This is a genomic window from Streptomyces sp. PTY087I2 (assembly GCF_001687325.1).
GTDB lineage: Bacteria > Actinomycetota > Actinomycetes > Streptomycetales > Streptomycetaceae > Streptomyces.
In genome coordinates this window covers 139,540-161,119 of the sequence record NZ_LZRD01000003.1, presented here as the reverse complement: position 1 = coordinate 161,119, position 21,580 = coordinate 139,540, and the positions used below count along the sequence as shown (strand labels likewise).

Genomic DNA, 21,580 nt, shown 5'->3' with positions numbered 1-21,580 from the left:
CGGTGCGCAGGTCGGTTCAGAGGTAAGAGAAGAGCGGCGGTGCTGGGGCGGTCAGCTCACCGGACAGATGGCGCTGGACATGCGGCCGAGGTCGACGTGGCGTCGACTCACCAAGGCAATTCCAGTTCCAGACATGACGGAAGCGTGTCACGGGCATCTCGGGGCAGTCCACCACTATCCGCTATGTGGACGGCTGGGTCTCGAAGGGTGGGACGGTGTGGCGCCGGTCACGGAATGCTCCATCGGCATTACCGACAAATCGCCCCGCTTGGCGCCCGGAGGGGGGCGGCCGCTCCGCCGCCCCCTCGGGGTCTCCGCACGGTCAGGAGGCGTACGCCCCGGGCCACGGGCCGGGCGTCGCCACCTCCGGCTCCACCTCGGTCTTCGTGTCGAAGAGCCGGAAGCCGCGCCGCAGGTAGTTGTCCATCGCGTACGGGCCGTCCTTGGAGCAGGTGTGCAGCCAGACCCGCTTCGTCGCCGGCCGCTCCGGCCAGCGTTCCGCCAGGTCCCAGGCGCGTGCCACCCCGTAACCGAGGAGGTGACCGCCGATGCGCCGCCCCCGGAACGCGGGGATCAGCCCGAAGTACATGATCTCGACCACGCCGTCGTCCTGCGGGTCCAGCTCGACGTACCCGGCCGGCGTCCCGTTCGCGTACGCCACCCAGGTCTCCGCGCCGGGCCGCCGCAGGGCCTCCTCCCACTGGGCGTACGTCATGCCCAGCCGGTCGGTCCACCGGATGTCGCCGCCCACCGCCGTGTAGAGGAACCGGCTGAACTCCGGCAGCACCACCTCGGACCGGACGATCCGGATGTCGCCCTCCGGCGCGGCGGCCGGGCGGAGGTCGGCGGGCGAGGTCTGCTCCAGGGACCAGACGGTCACCTCGGTGGTCGGCGCTGCGGGCTGCGGGATGTCGCTCATGACGGCCAGAAAACCATGGAGCGGCACGTCGGCGCACAGCGGCCCCGCACGGGAGCCTTCCGCTGCCCGCACGGCCCGGGCGGGCCTCAGGTCGCCCGCGCCGCCCCGCGGGCCTCCGTCACCACCGGCGCCTGGGAGTGCGGCAGCAGATCCGCGCCGTGCTCCGGGTGGATCACCTCCACCTCCACCCCGTCCCCGAAGCGGTACGGGCGGTGGGCCAGGACCTCCGCCAGATGACGCCGCAGCCGCGAGATCTCGGCCCGGACCGTCACCGTCCGGGTCGCGTCCCCGAAGATGTCCCGGGCCAGCTCCGACGCCGTCCGCCCCTGCCGGTGCACCGCCAGCGCGTACAGCAGCTCCGCGTGGCGCGGCGAGAGCCGCTGCTTCACGCTGCCCAGCGGCCCCGTCACATGCACGGCGAGCGCCCGGGGCCGGCTCAGGTCCAGCACCACCCGGCGCGGCGTGCCCCGCACCGCCCGCACGTCGTCCACATGCACCAGCCAGCCGCCCGGCAGCGGCTCGACCTGGCACATGCCGAGCGAGGGCAGCCACACCGGACCCGGCCGCAGCGACTTCGGCAGCGGCAGCCGGTCCACCGGCGGCATACCGGTCACCGCCGCCAGCCGCCCGTGCACGTCCACCGCCAGCGCCCGCCCGCCGATCCGGCACAGGATCGGCGCGGCCACCGCGCGCAGCCGCTCGATCTCCGCCAGGTGCCGGGTGCGGATCTCGCCCTCGGCGAGCCGGGCCACCGAGTCGACCAGGGCCAGCGTCGCCGGATGGAACGTGGACGCGGGCCCGCTGATGTCGACGATCCCGATCAGCCGCCCGTCGCGCGGATCCCGCACCGGGGCCGCCGCACAGGTCCAGCCGTGCAGCGCCCGGATGAAGTGCTCGGCGGAGTGCACCTGGATGGGGACCCGGGCGGCCAGCGCCGTCCCGATCGCGTTCGTCCCGGTCGCCGCCTCGGCCCAGGCCGCGCCCTCCTCCAGGCAGATGTCGTGGGCCCGGCGCAGCACCCCCGTGTTGCCCTGCCGCCACAGCACCCGGCCCTCGGTGTCGGTCACCACCATGATCTGCTGCGCGGCGTCCGCGATCGAGGCCAGTCCGGACCGCAGCAGCGGCATCAGCTCGCCGAGCGCCGTGCTGCGCCGCCGGTGCTCGATCTCGTCCGCCTCCAGCAGCTCGCTCTCCGGCGACTGGTCGGGATCGATACCGCTGCGCACCACCCGGTCCCAGGAGGCGTCGATCTCCGCCCGGGGCACGACGGCGGACGGCTCGCCCGTCAGCCGGGCCTCCCGAGCCCGGTGCAGCAACCGGGTGGCCTGGCGCCCCGCCCCCTGGCCCGTCACCCGCAGCGCCCCCGCCGAACCTGTCTCCGTCATGGTCCCCGTTCCCCCCGAACGCTCCCCGACCCCCCGGTCCGGCCCATCCTGCCGGGCCACCGAGCAGTCCACACAATGGTTGCAACCCTTTGCAACTCTGGCGATGCCCTGCGGGTCCGTACAAGACTGGCAGAAACACTGTGCGCCGGGTCTCCCGGCCGCCCGGTGTCGCATGAGCATGGAGGGTGGTGCCGTGTCGGCGCAGCACCACCCTCCGTCGCTTCCCGCCGTTCAGTGATTACGCCGCGGACGGCCGGGCCCGCGCCACCACCGAGGCCAGATCCAGGCTGTGCGGCAGCGTCCCGAACACCGCGCCCCCGTCCCCGCCGAGCCGCGAAGCGCAGAACGCGTCGGCCACCTCCGGCGGAGCCCAGCGCACCAGCAGCGAACCCTGGAGCACCAGCGCGAACCGCTCCACCAGCCGCCGCGCCCGCGCCTCGATGCCGTCCAGATCGGCCAGCTCCGTCAGCAGCCCCTTGATCGCCGCGTCCAGCCGGTGATCCGCCCCGCGCGCCTTCCCGACCTCCCGCAGGAACGCGTCCAGCGCCCGCGGCTCCCGCTGGAGCGCCCGCAGCACATCCAGCGCCTGGACGTTCCCCGAGCCCTCCCAGATCGAGTTGAGCGGCGCCTCGCGCAGCAGCCGCGGCATGCCCGACTCCTCCACGTACCCATTGCCGCCCAGGCACTCCAGCGCCTCGCCCACCACAGCGGTGGAGCGCTTGGTGACCCAGAACTTCGCGGCGGGCAGCGCGAGCCGCAGGAACGCCCGCTCCTCCTCGGTGTCCGCGTCGTACGCCACCGCCAGCCGCATCGCCAGCACCGTCGCCGCCTCCGACTCCAGCGCCAGATCCGCCAGCACGTTACGCATCAGCGGCTTGTCGATCAGCGGCCCGCCGAACACCCCGCGGTACGTGCTGTGGTGGACCGCCTGCGCCACCGCCTGCCGCATCAGCGCCGCCGAACCCACCACGCAGTCCAGCCGGGTGGCCGCCACCATCTCGATGATGGTGCGCACCCCGCGCCCCTCCTCGCCGACGAGGCGGGCCCAGGTCCCGTCGAACTCGACCTCGGCGGACGCGTTGGACCGGTTGCCCAGCTTGTCCTTCAGCCGCTGGATCAGGAACACGTTGCGCGTGCCGTCCGGGAGCACCCGCGGCACCAGGAAGCAGCTCAGCCCGCCCGGCGCCCGCGCCAGCACCAGGAAGCCGTCCGACATCGGCGCCGAACAGAACCACTTGTGCCCGGTGAGCAGATACGCGCCCGCGCCGGACAGCGGCTCGGCCCGGGTTGTGTTCGACCGTACGTCGGTGCCGCCCTGCTTCTCCGTCATGCCCATCCCGAAGAGCACTCCGGCCTTCTCGCGCGGATTCCGCAGCCCCTCCACGTAGGTGTGCGAGGTCAGCAGCGGCTCCCACTCGGCCGCCAGTGCCGGATCGGTGCGCAGCGCGGGCACCGCGGCATGCGTCATCGACAGCGGGCAGCCGTGCCCCGCCTCGGCCTGCGTCCAGACCAGGAATCCCGCCGCGCGCCGCACATGACCGGCCGGCCGCCCCCAGGCGTCCGTCAGCCCGGCGGATACGGCATGGCCCAGCAGCCGGTGCCACGCCGGATGGAACTCCACCTCGTCGACCCGATGCCCATAACGGTCATGAGTGTGCAGAACGGGCGGGTGCGCGTTCGCCTGCGCACCCCAATCCTGCGCCTGGGCGGACCCCGCGGCCCGGCCCAACTCCCCGAGTTCCTCCAGCGCCACGGGCAGGATCCCGGGCTCGACGTGCCGTTCGACGGCCTCGGACAGGACCCGGTCGGTGGCGAAGACGTCATGGCCGACCAGCGGCGGAACCTGATTGGTCACGGTGTGGGTGGTGGCTGCCATGCCGATACGGTAAGGAGGTGCAGGCAGCAAAAGAAACACCCGAACGGCCACCGGGCCGGCTTCACCGGGCGCGAGTGCTCTACCGCAACGTCTCCAAACGGCGCATGGCATGGCACTTGCTCAAGGACACCGTCAACTCGTGCATCGAGTACCGCATTCTGGGCCTCGCGGCCGAGGCGGCGTTCTTCACCCTGCTCTCGCTGCCCCCGCTGCTGCTCGGCATGATCGGACTGCTCGGTTACGTCGACGAGTGGACGGCCACCACCACGGTCGCCTCCATCGAGCGCAACATCCTCTCCGCCTCCCAGACGGTGCTGTCCGAACGCGGGGTCAACGACTTCGCCAAACCGCTGCTCGCCGACGTCACGACCGGGGCCCGCCCCGACGTCATCTCCCTCGGCTTCGCCATCGCCCTGTGGTCGGGCTCCCGCGCGGTGAACGTCTTCATCGACACCATCACCGTCATGTACGGCCTCGACGGCCACCGCGGCATCGTCAAGACCCGGCTGCTCGCCTTCCTGCTGTACGTCGTCGCCCTGCTGCTCGGCGCGGTGGTGCTGCCGCTGCTGGTCGTCGGCCCGGACCGGGTGGTCGAGTTCGTGCCCTGGGGCACCGAGGTCATAGCCGTCCTGTACTGGCCGCTCGTGATACTCCTGACCATCGCGTTCCTCACGACGCTCTACCACGTGTCCGTGCCCGTGCGTTCGCCCTGGATCGAGGATGTTCCCGGGGCGCTGGTGGCGCTCGGCATGTGGGTCCTCGGCAGCTTCCTGCTCCGGATCTACCTGACCAGCACGGTCGAGGGCCCGACCATCTACGGCTCGTTGGCCGCGCCGATCGCCGTCCTGCTGTGGATCGGTATCTCCGCCTTCGCGGTCCTGGTGGGAGCCGCGGTCAACGCGGCCATCGACCGGGTGTGGCCCTCGCTCGCCACGGCCGCCGCCCGCGAGGCCACGGAACGCGTCCGGGCCGCCCAGGCCGCCGAGTTCGTCGCCCGTACCCGCTCGGCCGCCTACGTAGGCGCGGACGACGACGATGACGAGGACGAGGAGGACGACGACCCGGCGTACATGCCCTCCGAGTTTCCCGAGCGCTGGTCCCGCTTCCTGCCGCCCGACGACGTGAAGTCCCGGCTCCACGCGACTTGGGAGAAGGAGCCCAAGGACGCGAAGGAACCCAGGGAGGAGAAGGAGACGAGGGAGTCCGCGGAGGTCAGGGAACCGCCCTCCCCCTGACCGCGTTAGCGTGGAAGCATGCCCCGGCGACACCAGCGGTACCAGGAGCGGCCCTCCCGGCTGGACGGCTCGGTCGTCTGGACCCTGGACGTCCCGCCGGGCCCCGAGCAGCCCGCCCGGTCCGTCCTTCCCGACGGCTGCATGGACCTGATCTGGACCGCCGGCCGCCTGGTCGTCGCCGGGCCCGGCACCCACGCGTTCGAGGTCGCCCCGCGCAACCGGGGCTCCTGCGCCGCGATCCGGTTCGCGCCCGGCACCGCCCCCGCACTCCTCGGCGTACCGGCGCACGAACTGCGCGACCACCGGGTCGACCTGGCCGCGCTCTGGCCCCGTACGACCGTCGCGACGCTCACCGAACGGATCGCCGGGGCCGCCGACCCCGCCGCCGCCCTGGAGGAGTTCGCGCTCGCCAGGGCCGCCGACACCGGACCGCCCGACCCGCTCACGTCGGCCGTCGCGGAGGGGCTGCGGCGCGGCAGATCCGTGGCGTCGACGGCCGCCGAGGTCGGCCTCGGCGCCCGCCAGCTGCACCGCCGCTCCCTAACCGCCTTCGGCTACGGCCCGAAAATGCTGGCCCGGATCCTCCGCCTGCAACGCGCCCTGGCCCTGGTCCGCGCCGGCCTGCCCTACGCCGATGCGGCCTGCGCGGCGGGCTGTACCGACCAGGCGCACCTGGCCCGGGAGATGCGCGACCTGGCCGGCACGACCCTCGGGGCCTACTTCGGGGCAGGCGACGCGGAGGCGAACAGCGACACCCCGCACCCGTCCGGGTCCAGCACCACCGCGTAACGCTGCCCCCACACCGCGTCCCACGGCTTCAGATGCCCGGCGTACCCGGCGTCGACCAGCTCCGCGTACAACGCGTCCACCTCCGCCGGACTGTCGCAGACGAACGCCAGGGCGACCCGCTCACCGCCGCCCGCCGGACGCCGCCACTCCGGGTCGAACGAGGCGATGACCTCCTCCGTGTCCCACAGCAGCCGTTGCCCGCCCGGCAGGGTCACCTCGACATGGGGCGCGGACTCCGCACCCTCGGGAATGTCGAGGCCGAGCCGCCGGTAGAAGGCGAGCGAGGCCGCGAGGTCGGAGGTGATGATGCTGATGGCGTCGAGTCGTGGAGTCATGCCCCGACCGTAGGCACGCGGCACCGCGACCGTCTTGTACGAATCGGTCACCCGCGGGTCCACTCCAGGCTTCACCCCAGGCAGTCGGCCGGCGACGTCCCCGGATCGGTCAGCGCGAGACCCAGGGCGGCCCGCTCCGTGACCCACCGCGTCGGGCGGTGGCGCTGATCGCCCGTCGACGCGTGCAGGGCCCGCTGGAGCGCCAGCATCCGTACGGCCCCGATCCGCTCGCCCCACGCCAGCGGACCGGCCGGGTAGCCGAGGCCCGTGGTGACCGCGAGGTCGATGTCGGCGGGCGCGGCCAGCGAGCGTTCCGCGATCGAGCAGCCGACCGCGACGACGGAGGACAGCAGCCGCTGCGCGACCGACCCCGCGGTGTCCCGCACCACCGACACCGCGTACGGCTCGTCGCCCCCGGCGGCCCGCGCCAGCACCGCCCGCGCGTCCCGGGCGGCCGCCGGGTCACCGGCCGCCGTCACCGCGAGGACCCGCCGCCGCCCCGCCGGAGGCAGCACCTCCACGCCGAACGTACGCTCCCGGGGCAGCCCGCCCTCCGCGACCGCCGCCGACACCGGCGTCCCCCACGCCGGCACCAACACCACGGCCCCGGCCGACGGCCCGTCGCCCCGCTCGACGCGAACCCCCGCCGCCTCCAGGGACGCGGTCAGCTCCTCCTCGTACGCCACCGTCTCCGGCCGCCCGGCCGAGGTCAGGAACACCGGGCGATCCGCGTCCCCGGTGACCGGGCTCTCCGAGGCGGGGCCGGACGCCACGTCGCCGTACGCGTACCAGCCCCGGCCCGTCTTACGGCCGTGCAGCCCCGCCACCACCCGGTTCGGGGTCAGGAAGGACGGGCGCAGCCGGTCCTCGTAACGGAAGCCCTGCCAGATGGAGTCGATCACCGCGGCCGTCACATCGAGACCGGTCAGGTCCATCAGCTCGAAGGGGCCCATGCGCAGCCCCAGCACGTCCCGGGCGATCCGGTCGATCTCCGCCGGGTCCGCCACCGACTCCTCCAGCAGCGCCAGCGCCTCGGTCACCAGCCCCCGCCCGGCGTGGTTCACCAGGAAGCCGGGGGTGTCGGCGACGGTCACCGCCCGGTGCCCGCAGCCCTCCACCAGCTCGGTGAGCAGCACCGGGATCTCCGGGCGGGTGGCCGCGCCCGGCACCACCTCGACGATCCGCATCAGCGGCACCGGGTTGAAGAAGTGCAGCCCGGCCAGGCGCGAGGGGTCCTGGAGCGTCGCCGCGATCCGGGTCACGGACAGGGAGGAGGTGTTGGTCGCGAAGACGGCGGAGGCGGGCAGCGCCTCCTCCAGCCTCCCGAACACCTCGGCCTTGGTCTCCAGGTCCTCCCGGACCGCCTCGATCACCAGCTCCACGTCCGGGCCCGCCGCCCACGGCTCGGCGAGCGGCACCAGCCGGGCCACCGCCGCGTCCCGGTCGGCGGCGGTCGCCCGGCCCTTCGCGACCGCCCGGTCCAGCATCGACCCGACGAAGTCCAGGGCCTCCTTCACCGCCTCGGGCCGTACGTCACCCAGCTCCACGGTGTGTCCCGCGCTCGCCGCCCACTGGGCGATGCCCCGGCCCATGGCCCCGGCTCCGACGATCCTGATACGCATGGCAGTTACGGCCCTTTCAGCGGAGATAGACACGGTTCGGGTCGACATCGTCGCGCAGGAGCCGCAGCTCCGCAGCGGTGGGCGGGGCCGTCGTCACGAGCCGGTCGGCGGTCTTCAGCTCCCAGCCGGTCGCGGCCCGCACCTGCTCGACGCTCACCCCGGGATGCACGGCGACCAGCCGCAGCTCGTCCCCGACACCGGCCCGGGCGAGGACACCCAGCTCGGTGATGACCCGGGTGACCCCGGCGCCGAGCGGGCGGATGCCGTCCGCGAGCGCCCGGTCGGGACCCGGCGTCGTACAGAAGTCGAGTACGTCGGCGAAGGAGCGCGGGGTGTGGCGGCGCATCACCACGAACACCTCCCGGGCGTTCGCCATCACCTCGACCGCGCCCCCGGAACCCGGCAGCCGCACCGACGGGCGCTCCCACTCCCCGATCACCGAGGTGTTGAGGTTGCCCCACCGGTCGATCTGCGCGGCCCCCAGGAAACCGACGTCGATGTGCCCGCCCTGGAGCACCGAACCGAACAGCGTGGCCATGGACACCACCGCCTCGGCCCCCGTGATCAGGACGGCGTCCGCGATGGTCTCCGGCAGATGGGAGGGGTGCGCCCCGCAGACCCCGGACTCGTACACCACCTCGATGCCCGGAGCGACGGTCAGCCGCGCCAGCTCGGTCGCGAGCGTCGGCAGCCCGATCCCCGCGAACACCATGCTGCGGCCGGCCAGTTCACGCGCGGCGACGACGGAGAGCAGCTCGGACGGGGTGACGGGCCGGGAGGCCTCCGCCAGGTGCTCGCTCACAGCCGCCTCCGGTCGGTTCGAAGGCCCGCTCACAGCCGCCTCCCGTAGTCCACCGATCCGCTCGGGGCCTCGCCGACCGCGAGCCCCGCCCAGAACTCCTCGCCCAGCTTCGCCACGTACGCGGCGTGGTCGGCGGTCCCGTACACCCACTCCGCCAGCCATCCCCGCAGCCGCGCCGGATCCTTGCTGATCGCGGACCAGGCCCGGTAGAAGGCGTTGTCCCGGTCGTAGTAGCCCTGCGCGAACGACGGGTGCGCCCCGCGCGGACAGACCACCACCGCGTCCACAGCGTGGGCGGGGACGAGGGTGCGGTTCGGGTCCGCGCGGATCACCTCGTCCGCCACCAGCTCCTCCACCACCACGACCGCCTTCTCCGCCGCGTACACCGCCTCGGCCTGGACCCCGGTCAGCCCCCAGATCTGGGTGTTGCCCCGGCGGTCGGCACGCTGGGCGTGGATGAACGTCACGTCCGGGTGGACGGGCGGCACGACGTAGATCTCCTCGGTGGAGCCGTCGGCGGCCGGATAGGGCGAAGTGACCTTGCGGATACCGGGGTTGACCGACGGCAGATCGCTGCCGCCGTACGAACGCAGGGGGTGGAAGGGCAGCCGCTGCGCACCGGCGAGATACCGGCACACCATCCCGTAGTGGCTGTACTCCTCGAACGCCAGCGGCTCCGGATCGGCGTGCTCGATCCGCCGCCGCAGCTCACCGAGCGAACCGGCGGAGGAGTTGCCCACGAACGAGGAGACCAGCCGCGTCACACACCCGGCGGCCAGCATCTGGTCCACCACGATGTCCGCCGTCATCCGGACGACCGTGAGATCCCGGCGGCCCTGCCGGATGATCTCGTGCCCGGCGGCGGTCGGGATGAGATGGGTGAACCCTTCGAGGCTCACGGTGTCCCCGTCGTGGACGAACGCGGCGACGGCCTCCCGCATCGACATGACCTTGCCGGCCTCTTCGCCCGCCCCGGCCGTCCGCTCCACCGTGCCCCTCACCCTCCGTATGCGCCGATCCCACGGTGTCAGGGCCATTGATGGGTGTCCAATACCGAATTAAGGTCGGATCGAGACGCCAGAAGTATCAATGACCCGGGGAAGCTCCATGGAACTACGCCACCTCAACGCCTTCCTCGCCGTCGCCGAGGAGCTGCACTTCGGCCGGGCCGCCAAGCGGCTCCAGATGGCCCAGCCGCCGCTGAGCCAGCAGATCCGCCAGCTGGAGAAGGAGCTCGGCGTCCAGCTCTTCCAGCGCAACACCCGCTCGGTCCGGCTCACCAGCGCGGGGGAGTCCTTCCTCGAACCGGTACGGACCGTCCTGGACGACCTGGACACCGCGGTCCGGGCGGCCAGATCGGCGGGGATCGGCGAGTACGGCCGGGTCACCATCGGCTTCGCCGGGGCCTCCAGCCACGAGACGCTGCCCCGGCTCACCCGGGCCGTGCGCGCCGCCCACCCCGGGCTCGAACTCGTCATGACCGGTCAGACGTACGCCAACACCGCCCTGGCCCGGGTCGCCGACGGCTCGCTGGACCTCGGCTTCGTCCGGCTGCCGGTGACCCGGCCCGGCGTCGCCCACCGGGTGATCGACGAGGAGGAGCTGGTCTGCGCCCTGCCCTCCGACCACCCGCTCGCCCGGCGGGAGACCGTGCCGCCGGCCGTACTCGCCGGCGAACCGTTCGTCTCGTTCCCCGCCAACTCCGGCTCCACCGTCCGCGACGCCATGACCGAGGCCTGCGAGAGCGCCGGGTTCACGCCGCGCATCGTCCAGGAGGCCCCCGACTCGTACACGATCCTCGCCCTGGTCGCCGCCGGGGTCGGCGTCACCCTCACGGTCACCTCCGTCCAGCACATCCAGCAGAACGGCCTGGTCTACCGCCCCCTCGCCGGCCCGACCGTCCGCCTCCGCGCCGCCCTGGCCTGGCGCGCCGACAACCCCTCCGCCGCCCTGCGCGCGGTGCTCGCCGTGGCGGAGGAGGCGCTGCCGACACCCGTGCGTACCCTCGATTGAGACGTACAGCCTCTCAACCCGGTGCGGATTCGATATTGGACCGACTCAGTGCCGGATGCGAAGGTCGTCCCACCGCACCACCCGCCCACCGCAACGCGCCCCTGTTTCCCCGCGCCCGACCCCAGGGAAGGCCCTCCGTGCCGCACGACGTCGTCATCTGCGAACCCCTGCGCACCCCCATCGGCCGGTTCGGCGGGGCCTTCGCCCAGCAGACCCCGGCCGCGCTGGCCGCACGGGTCATCGCGGAGATCGTCACCCGTACCGGCATCGACCCCGGCCGGGTCGACGAGGTGATCCTCGGCCACGCCTACCCGACCAGCGAGGCCCCCGCCATCGGCCGGGTCGCCGCCCTGGACGCCGGGCTGCCCACCACGGTCACCGGGTCCCAGGTCGACCGCCGCTGCGGCTCCGGGCTCCAGGCGGTGCTGGACGCGGCGATGCAGATCCGGGCCGGGTTCAGCGACGTCGTGATCGCGGGCGGCGTCGACGTGATGAGTGCTGCCCCCTACTACACCCACGACGGACGCTGGGGCATCAAGGGCCCCGGCCTCCAGCTCCACGACGCCCTCGCCCGGGGGCGCGTGACCGCCGGTGGCGTCAACCACCCGGTCCCCGGCGGCATGATCGAGACGGCGGAGAACCTGCGCCGGGAGTACGGCATCGGCCGCGCCGACCAGGACGCCCTGGCACTGCGCTCGCAAGCGCGGGCGGCCCGCGCCGCCGCCGAGGGCCGCTACGACGCGGAGACCGTCCCCGTCACCGTACGCACCCGCAAGGGCGAGACGACGGTCACCGCCGACGAACACCCCCGCCCCGACACGACGGCCGAGCAACTCGCCGCCCTCCGACCGGTGATGGCGAAGTCCGACCCGGACGCCACCGTCACCGCGGGCAACGCCAGCGGCCAGAACGACGCGGCCGCCGCCTGCCTGGTCACCAGCGCCGAGACCGCCGAACGCCTCGGCCTCACCCCGCTCGTCCGCCTCGTCTCGTTCGCCCGCGCCGGGGTGCCCGCCGCGACGATGGGCATCGCCCCCGTCGCCGCCACCCGCACCGCCCTGGACCGGGCGGGCCTCACGCTCGCCGACCTCGACCTGATCGAGCTGAACGAGGCGTTCGCCGCCCAGGTGCTGGCCTGCACAAGGGAGTTGGGCCTCGGCGAGAAGGACCACGAACAGCGGATCAACGTCAACGGTTCGGGCATCTCGCTGGGCCACCCGGTCGGCGCCACCGGGGCCCGCATCCTCGCCACCCTCACCCGCGAACTCCACCGCCGCGAGGCCCGGTTCGGCCTGGAGACGATGTGCATCGGCGGCGGCCAGGGCCTCGCGGCGATCTTCGAACGCATCGCGGACTGAGGGGCGTTCGCGGACTGAGGCCGGTTCGCGCGGAGCCCCCTCACCGGCCGACGGCCGCCTCCGGGCCCGCACCGAGGCCGGGGCGGCGCGCGGACGGGGCGGCGGTAGTGGTCGGACCCGCCGCCGTGGTCCCGGCGGCCTTTCCGGGCTCCTCGTAGAGGTAGTGCCACGTCCCTGCCAGCACCCCGCGGAACCAGACGTCCACCTCGTCCTGCCCCATCGCCGGCCAGTCGGGCACCTTCTCGACCAGGGCGCGTCCCATCCGGCGGCCCAGCTCCACCAACTGTGCGCCCGCCGCCGTCCGTTCGTCCGCGTACCGCTCCAGCGCCGTCGGGAGATCCGGTCCCTCGCGCAGGACCCGCTCCAGGCACAGGGCGTCCTGGAGCGCCTTGACCGCGCCGGTCGCGGTGTGCGGCCTGGTCACCCCGGCCGCGTCCCCGGCCAGCAGCAGGGGCGGGCGGGCGACCCGGGGGGCCTGCACATCGGCGACCGGGTGGCAGGCCGTCGCCCGGCGGCCGCCCCGCGCGACGATGTCCGCCCAGGCCGCCGGAAAGTGCTCCTTCGCCAGTTCCTGGACGTACGGTCCGGGGTCGGCGCCCTCGGGCGGCCGGCCGTAAATGGCGTACGCGAGCAGCCGGTTGCCCGCCCCCGTGCTGCCGTCGCCGTCCTGCGGGCCACCGGGGATCAGGTAGAAGATGCCGTGCCCGCCGGGGAAGCCCAGCGTCACCCACGCGCCGCGCAGGAGTTCCAGCTCCCGCGGGTGCCCGGTCAGCGCGCCGAGCGGGATCGCGCCACGCCAGACCAGGTACGGGGCGGGCTCCGGCCGGAGCCCCGGTGCGAGCAACTGCCGGGTGGCCGAGGCGTGTCCGTCGGCGCCCACGACCACGTCGTACGCCTCCTCGCCCCGCGCGGAGGCGATCACCGCGCGCCCGGCCGCGTCCTGCCGGACCGAGGTCACCGGCTCCCCACGGAGATAGCGCACGGCCCCGACGCTCGCGCGCAACGACCGCCACAGCAGACCCCAGTTGCACGGGGTCACGGGGGAGGGCTGGCGGGCCAGTTCGCGCGCGGACCGCCCGCCCGGCTCCCGCGTCAGCCAGACCCGCGTCCCGACGGGCGCCGTCGGCATGTCCGCGTCCAGATAGCCGGACCCGACCAGTTCCGCGTGGAGCGGCGGCGGGATCACGATGCCGACCCCCCGGTCCTGGAGTTCGGCGCCGCTCCGTTCGTACACGGTCACGTCCGCCCCGGCCCGCGAGCCCGCGACGGCCGCCGCGCACCCCGCGATGCTGCCGCCGACCACCCCGATGCGTAACGCTGCTGCCACGTCCCCGGCCCTTCCCGTTCGTCGCCCTGGTGTTCCGCGCGGTGCGTGGTGCGTGGTGCCCCGCTCATCGTTCCACCGCCCGGCCCGGCCTTCCCGGAGAACGGCCCTTCGCACACGCGGAAGGTCCGGCCGGACAGTCCCCGCTGTCCGGCCGGACCTCGTTCTCCCGCAGGAGCTCTATCAGTCCCGCGCGTTACGGGTGCGGCGCATCAGCACCGCACCGCCGAGCAGGAGCGCGGCGCTCGCGCCGGCGGCCAGGCCCAGGTCGGCGGCGCCGGTGTCGGCCAGGTGCGCGTCAGGGGCGTTGGACCCCGGCGCGCCGGACCCGGGAGTGTCCGAGCCAGGGGTGTCGGTGCCGGGCGTGTCGGTACCAGGCGTGTCGGTCGGCGGCTCGTCGACGGGCGGCTGGTCCACGGGCGGCTCGTCCACCGGGGGCTCATCCACCGGGGGCTCGTCCACCGGAGGCTCATCCACCGGCGGCTCATCGACCGGCGGTTCGTCCACGGGGGGCTCATCGACCGGAGGCTCGTCCACGGGGGGCTCATCCACGGGCGGCTCGTCCACCGGGGGCTCATCCACGGGAGGCTCATCGACCGGCGGCTTGACCGGCGGGTGGCCGTGCTTCGGGCCGTCGGCGTTCACGCACTTGTTGCCGAAGGCCGGGTTCAGCAGAGCGATCACATTGACGGTGTTGCCGCACACATTGACCGGGATGTGCACCGGCGCCTGCACGGCGTTGCCCGAACCGACCCCCGGCGAACCGACGGCCGCGCCCTCGGCCGACGCATCGGCGTGCGCGGTGCCGCCCACCGCCGCCAGGAGGCCCGATGCGGCCGCCATGACGATCATGCTTTTATTCAAGACCTGTCGCATTACTTGCCCTTTCTGAGGACATTCGCGAGGACATCGCGTGGGTGCTTCGCGCGCGGACAACGGGCAGCCATCGGGCGGAGCCGCTGCACAGCCGGATCCGGCGGGAAGCCATGGTGAAAGTGGTGAAGACGTGCGCGCTGGACGACTGCCATAACGACACAGACGTCACGCGGGAAACTTGGAGTTGCGTGGAAATTGTGTAATCACCCGTACGGGTGGTTCGGTTGCGCCCCGCCCGTCCCGGTTCGCCGAACGAGAAAAACGATTCGCCCTCAACTGCGCTGCTCTCCGCCGGTGTTGACTGTGTCCGGGTATCCGTTCGCGGCCGTTTCGCGGCGTCAGGTGCAGTGGTGCCCGCCCACCCGTTCGGGCGAAATGAGTCGGAGGGGGCCTGTGCAATTTCTTCACGAACAGACTGCCGTACGAAATAGCTGTACGAAGGAGGGGCGGGGAGCCCCTCGTGTCCGGCATTCGGGTGAATGGGCGGAACCTAATGTCGCGTGGTGAGTTGACCAGGGGGCTCCGCCACGGGGCGACCAGTACGAGAAGGGTTAATCGTGATCAAGAAGGTTCTGGCTACGGGCGTTGCCGCCGCCTCCATCCTCGGTCTCGGTGCGACGCAGGCCATGGCCATCGCCGACGATGGCGGCACCACCACGGTCAACGGCAACGGTGCCTCGCAGTCGTACGGCAACTCCGAGACCCACGGCGACTGGAGCCCGCAGTTCGCGCTCGTCCAGGGCTCGCTGAACAAGCCCTGCATCGCCCTTCCGGCCAAGGCGAACGTCGGTTCGCTCGTCGGTCTCGTGCCGGTCGCGGTCCAGGACATCAACGTCCTGTCGTCCCCGCAGAACCAGCAGTGCACCGAGAACTCCACCCAGACCAAGGGTGACGAGGCGCTGTCGCACATCCTGGACGGCATCCCGATCCTCTCCGGCAACGGCGTCGGCAACAGCTGACCCGCGGCCGCCCTACTCGGGCCCGGGCCCTCGGCGTTCCTCCACCGAGCGGCCCGGGCCCGTTGCTTTCCCCGGACGCGACTGCGGCATTCGGGCGGATATCCAGAAATCCGTCCGACGAACAGTTCCGATTCCGGGTGTTCATCGTTACGTAGGACAGCGCAGGAGTCGTGAGCGATTCAGTATCCGGCTCGGGCGGGGCACGACAGTCGTGACCGCACCGGACTCCGCCGAGGAAAGGGAAGAAACGTGAAGTTCACCAAGGTTGCCGCCGTCGCCGCCGGTACGTTCATGGCGATGGGCGTCGCCGCGCCGGCCATGGCCGACTCGGGCGCCGAAGCCATTGCCGCGCACTCCCCGGGCGTGCTGTCGGGCAACATCCTCCAGGCCCCGATCCACATTCCGGTCAACGTCTGCGGTAACACCGTCAACGTGATCGGCGCGCTGAACCCGGCGTTCGGCAACACCTGCATCAACAAGTAACACTCCGCAGTTCGTCGGGCCCCGGGCGGCACATGCCGTCCGGGGTTTTTTCGTGGACGACGCCGGAGAAATTCCGCGCCCCACAGTTTCCCGGAAGCGGCCTGATCGTTGATCAGGAAGAAAGCGGCAGAAGTCACAGGTAAAGAAGGCTTGTGTGCGGCACGGAGACGTGACCGAAGCAGACGCCGCGCGGAAGGGAACCAGAAAAGTGAAGTACGCGAAGACCGCCGCCCTCGTTGTCGGTTCCGTGGCTGCCCTCGGAACGGCCGCCCCCGCCTTCGCGGCTCCTACGCCCACGGCCCCCAGCTTCAGCCTCGACAGCGGCCTCAACCAGGTGATGGCCAGTGCCCCGCAGGTCGTCGACCCGCTGGTGGACACGGCCGCCGAGACCACCGAGACGCTCTCGGAGGACGGCACGGTCGGCAAGCTGGCGGGCCAGGCAACCGGTGCGGCCGAAAGCGCCGCCCCGCTGCTCGGCGGCGTTCCCCTCGGCGGCTGACCCGCCGCACCACGACCATTCCCCCCGGGCTTCTCCGCCTGATCACGCATCTCTTCCAGAAGGGCTCTTCCATGTTCAAGAAGATCATGTCCTCGGCGGCCGTCGCCGTCTCCATCGTCGGCGTCTCCGCCGCGGCCGCCCCGTCCGCCATGGCCATCGCCAACGACGGCGGCACCACCACGGTCAACGGCAACGGCGCCTCGCAGGCCTACGGCAACTCCGAGACCCACGGCGACTGGAGCCCGCAGTTCGCGCTCATCCAGGGCTCGCTGAACAAGCCCTGCATCGCCCTCCCGGCCAAGGCGAACGTCGGCTCGCTGCTCGGCCTCGTGCCGGTCTCCGTCCAGGACATCAACGTCCTGTCCTCGCCGCAGAACCAGCAGTGCACCGAGAACTCCACCCAGGCCAAGGGTGACGAGGCGCTGTCGCACCTCCTGAACGACATCCCGATCCTCTCGGGCAACGGCGCCGGCAACAGCTGAGACCGCGTGACCCCGGTCCGCTCCCGGTGACCACCTGGGGCCGGCCCTTCCGTACGGCGACCGTTCCTCGCCGGACCGGACAGGGGCCGGCCCCTCGTCATGCGCCCATGTCCCCCCTCGGGTCAACCGGTTGGGCCGGATGCCGTAACCCCGGCTGACGGCCCGTGCCGGGACGGGTAGGGCACCGGCATGGATCCGTACGACAGTCAGACCTCGCAGAGCACCGGACGGTGGCCCGCGCCGGGCGGCGGCACACCGATCTACGACCGGCTCCTCGCCGAATGGCAGGCGGCCGGAGGCGACCACTCCCTGGCGGAACCGCACCCGGACCCCGGCCCCCGCCGCGGTGGATTCGTGCCGGCGGCGCGCACCGCGGACCAGGTCTCCGGGCCTGAGACGCCCGGAAACTGACCGGAACCGTCGACCTTGCGCCGGAACGAACCCATATGAGTGGTACTGCGCAACCGATCAGGGGCAGCGGCAGTTGATCAGTACGTTCCACAACGGGACGCTCCGAAAGGTGAAGTTGATGAAGAAGATGATGGCCGGCGCGGCAGTGGCCGTGTCTCTGCTCGGTCTGTCCGCAGTCGCGGCTCCCACGGCCATGGCGATCGGCAACGACGGCGGCACCACCACCCTCAACGGGAACGGCGCCGAGTCGGAGATCGGCAACGCGGAGACGAAGGGCGACTGGAGCCCGCAGAACCAGCTCGTTCAGGGCACCCTGAACAAGCTCTGCGTCGGCCTGCCCCTCAAGGCGAACGTCGGTTCGCTCGTCGGTGTCGTGCCGGTCGCGGTCCAGGACGTCAACGTCCTGTCCAACCCGCAGAACCAGCAGTGCGCCGACAACTCCACCCAGGCCAAGGGCGACGAGCCGCTGTCGCACATCCTGGACGACATCCCGGTCCTCTCGGGCAACGGCGTCGGCAACAACTGACGCGCCTCAGCCTGACGCAGTTCGGCGCGGGCGGTCCGAGGGTCACTCCCCGGGCCGCCCGTTCGCGTTTCGGCACGGCATCGCGTACACGACGAGGCCCACCACTCCACGGGGGGTGGTGGGCCTCGTCGTACGCGGGGCGGCGGAGCGCCTCAGCCCAGGGAGCGGACCGGGAGCAGACAGTGGGCGGCGGCGCGGACGACCTCCTCGTCGGCGGCGAAGGCCCGCAGCCGGTCCTCGCTGACCGGCTGCCCGGGAACCGCCTCCGGCCACGGGGTCGTCGCGAACATCCCGTACACCTGGCCCTGGGTCTGCGCGGCGGCCAGCCACTCCGCGGGGGCGGGGTACTGCGCGCTGAGGTGAGGCAGCGTCAGGACGGCCTGGCCCGCCTGGACGAGGAGCTTCGCCTGGATGCCCGGGCTCTCGGCGGCGTCCTGGATCGGGCCGCCGACGTGGAGCCCCGCACGCTCCAGCGCGGCGCGCATCGCCTCGCGGCCGACCACCGGGCCGTCCTGCCCGTCGCCGAGCGAGTACGCGAGGAGATAGGCGGTGTCCTGGTCCGCGTCGGGCTGCCGGCCGCTCCAGCCGATCAGGATCTGGGTGCCCAACTGGGCCGGGGTGAACGTCACGGAGGAGGCCTGGGGTGTGGTCATGCTCGGCACCCTAACGGCCACGGACCGGGGCCCATGCACACGTATCACCCGATCGAGGGAGATCACGTCCATCTCTCGCGAATGAGCCCGCTCGAACGTCCCCCGACGGTGGTCCGGAATAAATCGGTTGACGGTGCTCCCGGGCCCCGGGCTAGGGTGATCACCGTTCCGCGGGAAGCCACTTCCAGGAACGCGAGAATCGCAGAACCAGAGGAATCAGGAGGTGAGGACATTGATGACTGTCGTTGCGATGGGCACTGCCCACAACCGGAAGAGCATCGTCCTCATCCCCGTGGCCACCGGCTGACCACCTCTCACCTTTCCGCGCCGAGCGCGCGCGCCGGGGCCACCCTGTGAAGGGTTTCCCTTGTCTTTCTCGTCCTCCTCTCTTTCCTCCCTTTCTTCTTCCGTCGACTCCGCTGTCTCCTCCTCGCACCCGCTGACTCCGTACGGCTGGGACGAGGACTGGGCGGCGGCCTTCTCCCCGTACGCCGCGCAGGGGCTCGTGCCGGGCCGCGTCGTGCGCGTGGACCGCGGGCAGTGCGACGTCATCACCGCCGACGGCACGGTCCGCGCCGACACCGCGTTCGTGGTGCCCCGCGACCCCATGCGGATCGTCTGCACCGGCGACTGGGTGGCGCTCGACGCGGACGGCGACCCGCGCTTCGTCCGTACGCTGCTGCCGCGCCGTACCGCCTTCGTCCGCTCGACCTCGTCGCAGCGGTCCGAGGGCCAGGTGCTCGCCACCAACATCGACCACATCGCCATCTGCGTCTCGCTCGCCGTCGAGCTGGACCTCGGGCGGGTCGAGCGGTTCCTCGCGCTGGCCCTGTCCAGCTCCGAAGGCGCCGCGCTGCTGGGCGACGGCTCCGGCGGGGAGAACCGGCCCCAGCCGATCGTGGTCCTGACCAAGGCCGACCTGGTGCCCGACGCGGTCACCCTGTCCCACCTCGTCCAGGACATCGAGGCCATCGCGCCCGGCGTCCAGGTGCTGCCCGTCAGCTCCACCACCGGCGAGGGGATCGACGTCTTCGGCGCCATCGTCTCCGGCGGTACGAGCGTGCTGCTCGGCATCTCCGGCGCCGGCAAGTCCACCCTGGCCAACACTCTGCTCGGCCAGGACGTGATGGACGTCCGGGCGGCCCGCGAGGTCGACGGCAAGGGCCGGCACACCACCACGACCCGCAACCTCCTGCTCCTGCCGCAGGGAGGCGTCCTCATCGACACCCCCGGGCTGCGCGGCGTCGGCCTCTTCGACGCCGGGACCGGGGTCGAAGAGGTGTTCTCCGAGATCGAGGAGCTGGCCGCGGAGTGCCGGTTCCACGACTGCGCCCACGAGGCCGAGCCCGGGTGTGCCGTCCTCGGCGCGCTGGAGGACGGCACCCTGCCCGAGCGGCGGCTGGAGAGCTACCGCAAGCTGATCCGCGAGAACCAGCGGATCGTCGCCAAGACGGACGCCCGGGTACGCGCCGAGATCCTGCGGGACTGGAAGCGCAAGGGCGCGGAGGGGCGCGCGGCCATGCAGGCCAAGCGCGGCCGGGTGCGGTAGCCGGGGCGTACGGGTTCGATGTCCGAATTCCGCGAGTGCGGCGGCCCCGGCTGTCGCACACTGGACGGTGTGATGGACGATCGGACCCGGTACGAGGCGGTGAGCAGCCGCGACGCACGGTTCGACGGCGCGTTCTTCTTCGCCGTCGTGACCACCGGCATCTACTGCCGGCCCAGCTGCCCCGCCGTCACCCCCAAACGCGCCAACGTGCGCTTCTACCCCACCGCGGCGGCGGCCCAGGCGGGCGGCTTCCGGGCCTGCCGCCGCTGCCGCCCGGACGCCGTGCCCGGCTCCGCCGAGTGGAACGTCCGCGCGGACGTCGTCGGCCGGGCCATGCGCCTGATCGGCGACGGCGTCGTCGACCGCGAAGGTGTCCCCGGGCTCGCCGGGCGGCTCGGCTACAGCGCCCGGCAGGTCCAGCGCCAGCTCAACGCCGAGCTGGGCGCCGGACCCGTCGCGCTCGCCCGAGCCCAGCGCTCCCACACCGCCCGGGTGCTCCTCCAGACCACCCCGCTGCCGGTCACCGAGATCGCCTTCGCCGCCGGGTTCGCCAGCGTGCGGCAGTTCAACGACACCATCCGGCAGATCTACGCCCGTACCCCCAGCGCCCTGCGCGCCGAGGCGGGCACGGGGCTCCCGAGCGGCCGCCGCGAGGGGCTGCGGGCCGGGATCCCGCTGCGGCTCGCCCACCGGGGCCCGTACGCCACCGCCGCCCTGTTCGACCTGCTGGCCGCCGAGGCGGTCGCCCGGGTCGAGGAGGTGGCGGGGGCGCCCGGCGCCCGCACCTACCGGCGCACCCTGCGGCTGCCGTACGGCTCCGGGCTCGTCGAGGTCGACGAGGCCTCGCCGGGCGGCCCCTGGCTGGAGGCCCGGGTCCAGCTCACCGACCTGCGCGACCTGACCACCGCCGTCCAGCGGGTGCGCCGCCTGTTCGACCTGGACGCCGACCCGTACGCCGTGGACGAGGCGCTGGCCGCCGATCCGCGGCTCGCCCCGCTGGTCGCCGCCCGCCCCGGGCTGCGCTCGCCGGGCGCCGCCGACCCGGAGGAGGCAGCCGTACGGACTCTGGTCGGGCGCGCGGAGGCCGGGGAGCTGGTCGAGCGGTACGGGAAGGCGCTGGACGTCCCGTGCGGCGGGCTCACCCATCTGTTCCCGGAGCCGGACGTGCTCGCCGGTTCCGCCGAGGACCCGGCGCTGCGGGCCCTGGCCGCCTCCCTCGCCGACGGCCGGCTGCGGCTGGACGCCGGGGCGGACCGGGACGAGGCGGAGGAGACGCTGCTGACGCTGCCCGGGATCGGCCGCTCGACCGCCGCCCTGATCCGGATACGGGCGCTCGGCGACCCCGACGTGGACCCGTACGGCACCCCGGGCGCCGAGCGGTGGCGGCCCTGGCGCTCCTACGCCGTACGCCATCTGGAGACGGCGGGGGCACAGGCGGCGCCCCTGAGCTGACCCGGACCGCCGGCCGACCGGGCCGCCCGGCT

23 protein-coding genes are annotated in these 21,580 nt (G+C 72.8%); 12 read left to right on the top strand and 11 right to left on the bottom strand.

The genetic code is table 11. The features are described 5' to 3' along the window. Positions 1-51: 51 nt before the first annotated feature. The 4 genes from A3Q37_RS38290 to A3Q37_RS04180 form a co-directional block, all read right to left on the bottom strand. Positions 52-135: a putative leader peptide gene (locus A3Q37_RS38290; protein ID WP_309474722.1), complete on the bottom strand. Its 84-nt coding sequence runs from the start codon at positions 133-135 to the stop codon at positions 52-54. Between the two features lie 187 nt (positions 136-322). Further along, positions 323-919, bottom strand: coding sequence for a GNAT family N-acetyltransferase (locus A3Q37_RS04190; protein ID WP_065477972.1), 597 nt, complete (start codon positions 917-919; stop codon positions 323-325). An 86-nt stretch (positions 920-1,005) separates the two neighbouring features. Beyond that, a complete protein-coding gene (locus A3Q37_RS04185; protein WP_065477624.1) occupies positions 1,006-2,304 on the bottom strand; it encodes a GAF domain-containing protein in 1,299 nt (432 codons plus the stop codon). Positions 2,305-2,542: 238 nt separating this feature from the next. Next, positions 2,543-4,180: an acyl-CoA dehydrogenase family protein gene (locus A3Q37_RS04180; protein WP_065477622.1), complete on the bottom strand. Its 1,638-nt coding sequence runs from the start codon at positions 4,178-4,180 to the stop codon at positions 2,543-2,545. A 74-nt stretch (positions 4,181-4,254) separates the two neighbouring features. Here A3Q37_RS04180 and A3Q37_RS04175 point away from each other — a divergent pair, with 74 nt between their 5' ends. Both A3Q37_RS04175 and A3Q37_RS04170 read left to right on the top strand, forming a co-directional pair. After that, positions 4,255-5,415 carry a YihY/virulence factor BrkB family protein gene (locus A3Q37_RS04175; protein ID WP_065477620.1) on the top strand — a complete coding sequence of 387 codons (1,161 nt, stop codon included), beginning with the start codon at positions 4,255-4,257 and terminating at the stop codon, positions 5,413-5,415. 18 nt (positions 5,416-5,433) lie between these two features. Further along, positions 5,434-6,204 carry a helix-turn-helix domain-containing protein gene (locus A3Q37_RS04170; RefSeq protein ID WP_065477618.1) on the top strand — a complete coding sequence of 257 codons (771 nt, stop codon included), beginning with the start codon at positions 5,434-5,436 and terminating at the stop codon, positions 6,202-6,204. Here A3Q37_RS04170 and A3Q37_RS04165 read toward each other — a convergent pair. The 4 genes from A3Q37_RS04165 to A3Q37_RS04150 form a co-directional block, all read right to left on the bottom strand. Continuing rightward, positions 6,132-6,539 (bottom strand): VOC family protein, encoded by a 408-nt coding sequence (locus A3Q37_RS04165; protein ID WP_065477969.1) that lies wholly within the window; start codon positions 6,537-6,539, stop codon positions 6,132-6,134. The two genes, A3Q37_RS04170 and A3Q37_RS04165, sit on opposite strands and share 73 nt — an antisense overlap. A gap of 71 nt (positions 6,540-6,610) precedes the next feature. Then, positions 6,611-8,161, bottom strand: a complete 1,551-nt coding sequence (locus A3Q37_RS04160; protein WP_065477616.1) for a 3-hydroxyacyl-CoA dehydrogenase — start codon at positions 8,159-8,161, stop codon at positions 6,611-6,613. Between the two features lie 16 nt (positions 8,162-8,177). After that, on the bottom strand, positions 8,178-8,963 hold the full coding sequence (locus A3Q37_RS04155) for a CoA-transferase subunit beta (RefSeq protein WP_065477613.1): 786 nt from the start codon (positions 8,961-8,963) through the stop codon (positions 8,178-8,180). 29 nt (positions 8,964-8,992) lie between these two features. Continuing rightward, a complete protein-coding gene (locus A3Q37_RS04150; RefSeq protein WP_176711347.1) occupies positions 8,993-9,910 on the bottom strand; it encodes a CoA transferase subunit A in 918 nt (305 codons plus the stop codon). Between the two features lie 160 nt (positions 9,911-10,070). On the opposite strand from A3Q37_RS04150, the gene A3Q37_RS04145 reads away from it, so the two are divergent. Further along, positions 10,071-10,976 (top strand): LysR family transcriptional regulator, encoded by a 906-nt coding sequence (locus tag A3Q37_RS04145; protein WP_065477608.1) that lies wholly within the window; start codon positions 10,071-10,073, stop codon positions 10,974-10,976. Between the two features lie 137 nt (positions 10,977-11,113). Further along, on the top strand, positions 11,114-12,334 hold the full coding sequence (locus A3Q37_RS04140) for an acetyl-CoA C-acetyltransferase (protein WP_065477604.1): 1,221 nt from the start codon (positions 11,114-11,116) through the stop codon (positions 12,332-12,334). 40 nt (positions 12,335-12,374) lie between these two features. On the opposite strand, the gene A3Q37_RS04135 is transcribed toward A3Q37_RS04140, so the two are convergent. Further along, positions 12,375-13,661, bottom strand: coding sequence for an FAD-dependent monooxygenase (locus tag A3Q37_RS04135; RefSeq protein ID WP_255311729.1), 1,287 nt, complete (start codon positions 13,659-13,661; stop codon positions 12,375-12,377). A 180-nt stretch (positions 13,662-13,841) separates the two neighbouring features. Further along, positions 13,842-14,534, bottom strand: coding sequence for a chaplin (locus A3Q37_RS38200; protein ID WP_065477598.1), 693 nt, complete (start codon positions 14,532-14,534; stop codon positions 13,842-13,844). Positions 14,535-15,091: 557 nt separating this feature from the next. On the opposite strand from A3Q37_RS38200, the gene A3Q37_RS04125 reads away from it, so the two are divergent. From A3Q37_RS04125 to A3Q37_RS04100, 6 genes are all read left to right on the top strand, one after another. Further along, positions 15,092-15,493, top strand: coding sequence for a rodlin (locus A3Q37_RS04125; protein ID WP_065477595.1), 402 nt, complete (start codon positions 15,092-15,094; stop codon positions 15,491-15,493). A gap of 249 nt (positions 15,494-15,742) precedes the next feature. After that, positions 15,743-15,976, top strand: coding sequence for a chaplin (locus tag A3Q37_RS04120; RefSeq protein ID WP_006128515.1), 234 nt, complete (start codon positions 15,743-15,745; stop codon positions 15,974-15,976). Between the two features lie 208 nt (positions 15,977-16,184). Next, entirely contained in the window at positions 16,185-16,475 is a 291-nt protein-coding gene (locus A3Q37_RS04115) for a hypothetical protein (protein ID WP_065477592.1), read from the top strand. A gap of 71 nt (positions 16,476-16,546) precedes the next feature. Beyond that, a complete protein-coding gene (locus A3Q37_RS04110) occupies positions 16,547-16,957 on the top strand; it encodes a rodlin (protein ID WP_006128517.1) in 411 nt (136 codons plus the stop codon). Positions 16,958-17,146: 189 nt separating this feature from the next. Continuing rightward, complete coding sequence (locus tag A3Q37_RS04105) at positions 17,147-17,368, top strand: hypothetical protein (RefSeq protein ID WP_065477590.1); 222 nt, start codon at positions 17,147-17,149, stop codon at positions 17,366-17,368. A 118-nt stretch (positions 17,369-17,486) separates the two neighbouring features. Continuing rightward, entirely contained in the window at positions 17,487-17,894 is a 408-nt protein-coding gene (locus A3Q37_RS04100; RefSeq protein ID WP_010072578.1) for a rodlin, read from the top strand. Positions 17,895-18,046: 152 nt separating this feature from the next. Here A3Q37_RS04100 and A3Q37_RS04095 read toward each other — a convergent pair whose 3' ends face one another. Then, entirely contained in the window at positions 18,047-18,547 is a 501-nt protein-coding gene (locus A3Q37_RS04095) for a DUF5949 family protein (protein WP_065477587.1), read from the bottom strand. A gap of 367 nt (positions 18,548-18,914) precedes the next feature. Here A3Q37_RS04095 and rsgA point away from each other — a divergent pair, with 367 nt between their 5' ends. Both rsgA and A3Q37_RS04085 read left to right on the top strand, forming a co-directional pair. Further along, entirely contained in the window at positions 18,915-20,096 is a 1,182-nt protein-coding gene (gene rsgA / locus A3Q37_RS04090) for a ribosome small subunit-dependent GTPase A (protein ID WP_065477583.1), read from the top strand. Positions 20,097-20,168: 72 nt separating this feature from the next. Continuing rightward, the gene (locus A3Q37_RS04085; protein ID WP_065477582.1) at positions 20,169-21,548 is read left to right on the top strand and encodes a DNA-3-methyladenine glycosylase 2 family protein; all 1,380 of its coding nucleotides are present in this window, start codon (positions 20,169-20,171) and stop codon (positions 21,546-21,548) included. Positions 21,549-21,580: the final 32 nt, after the last annotated feature.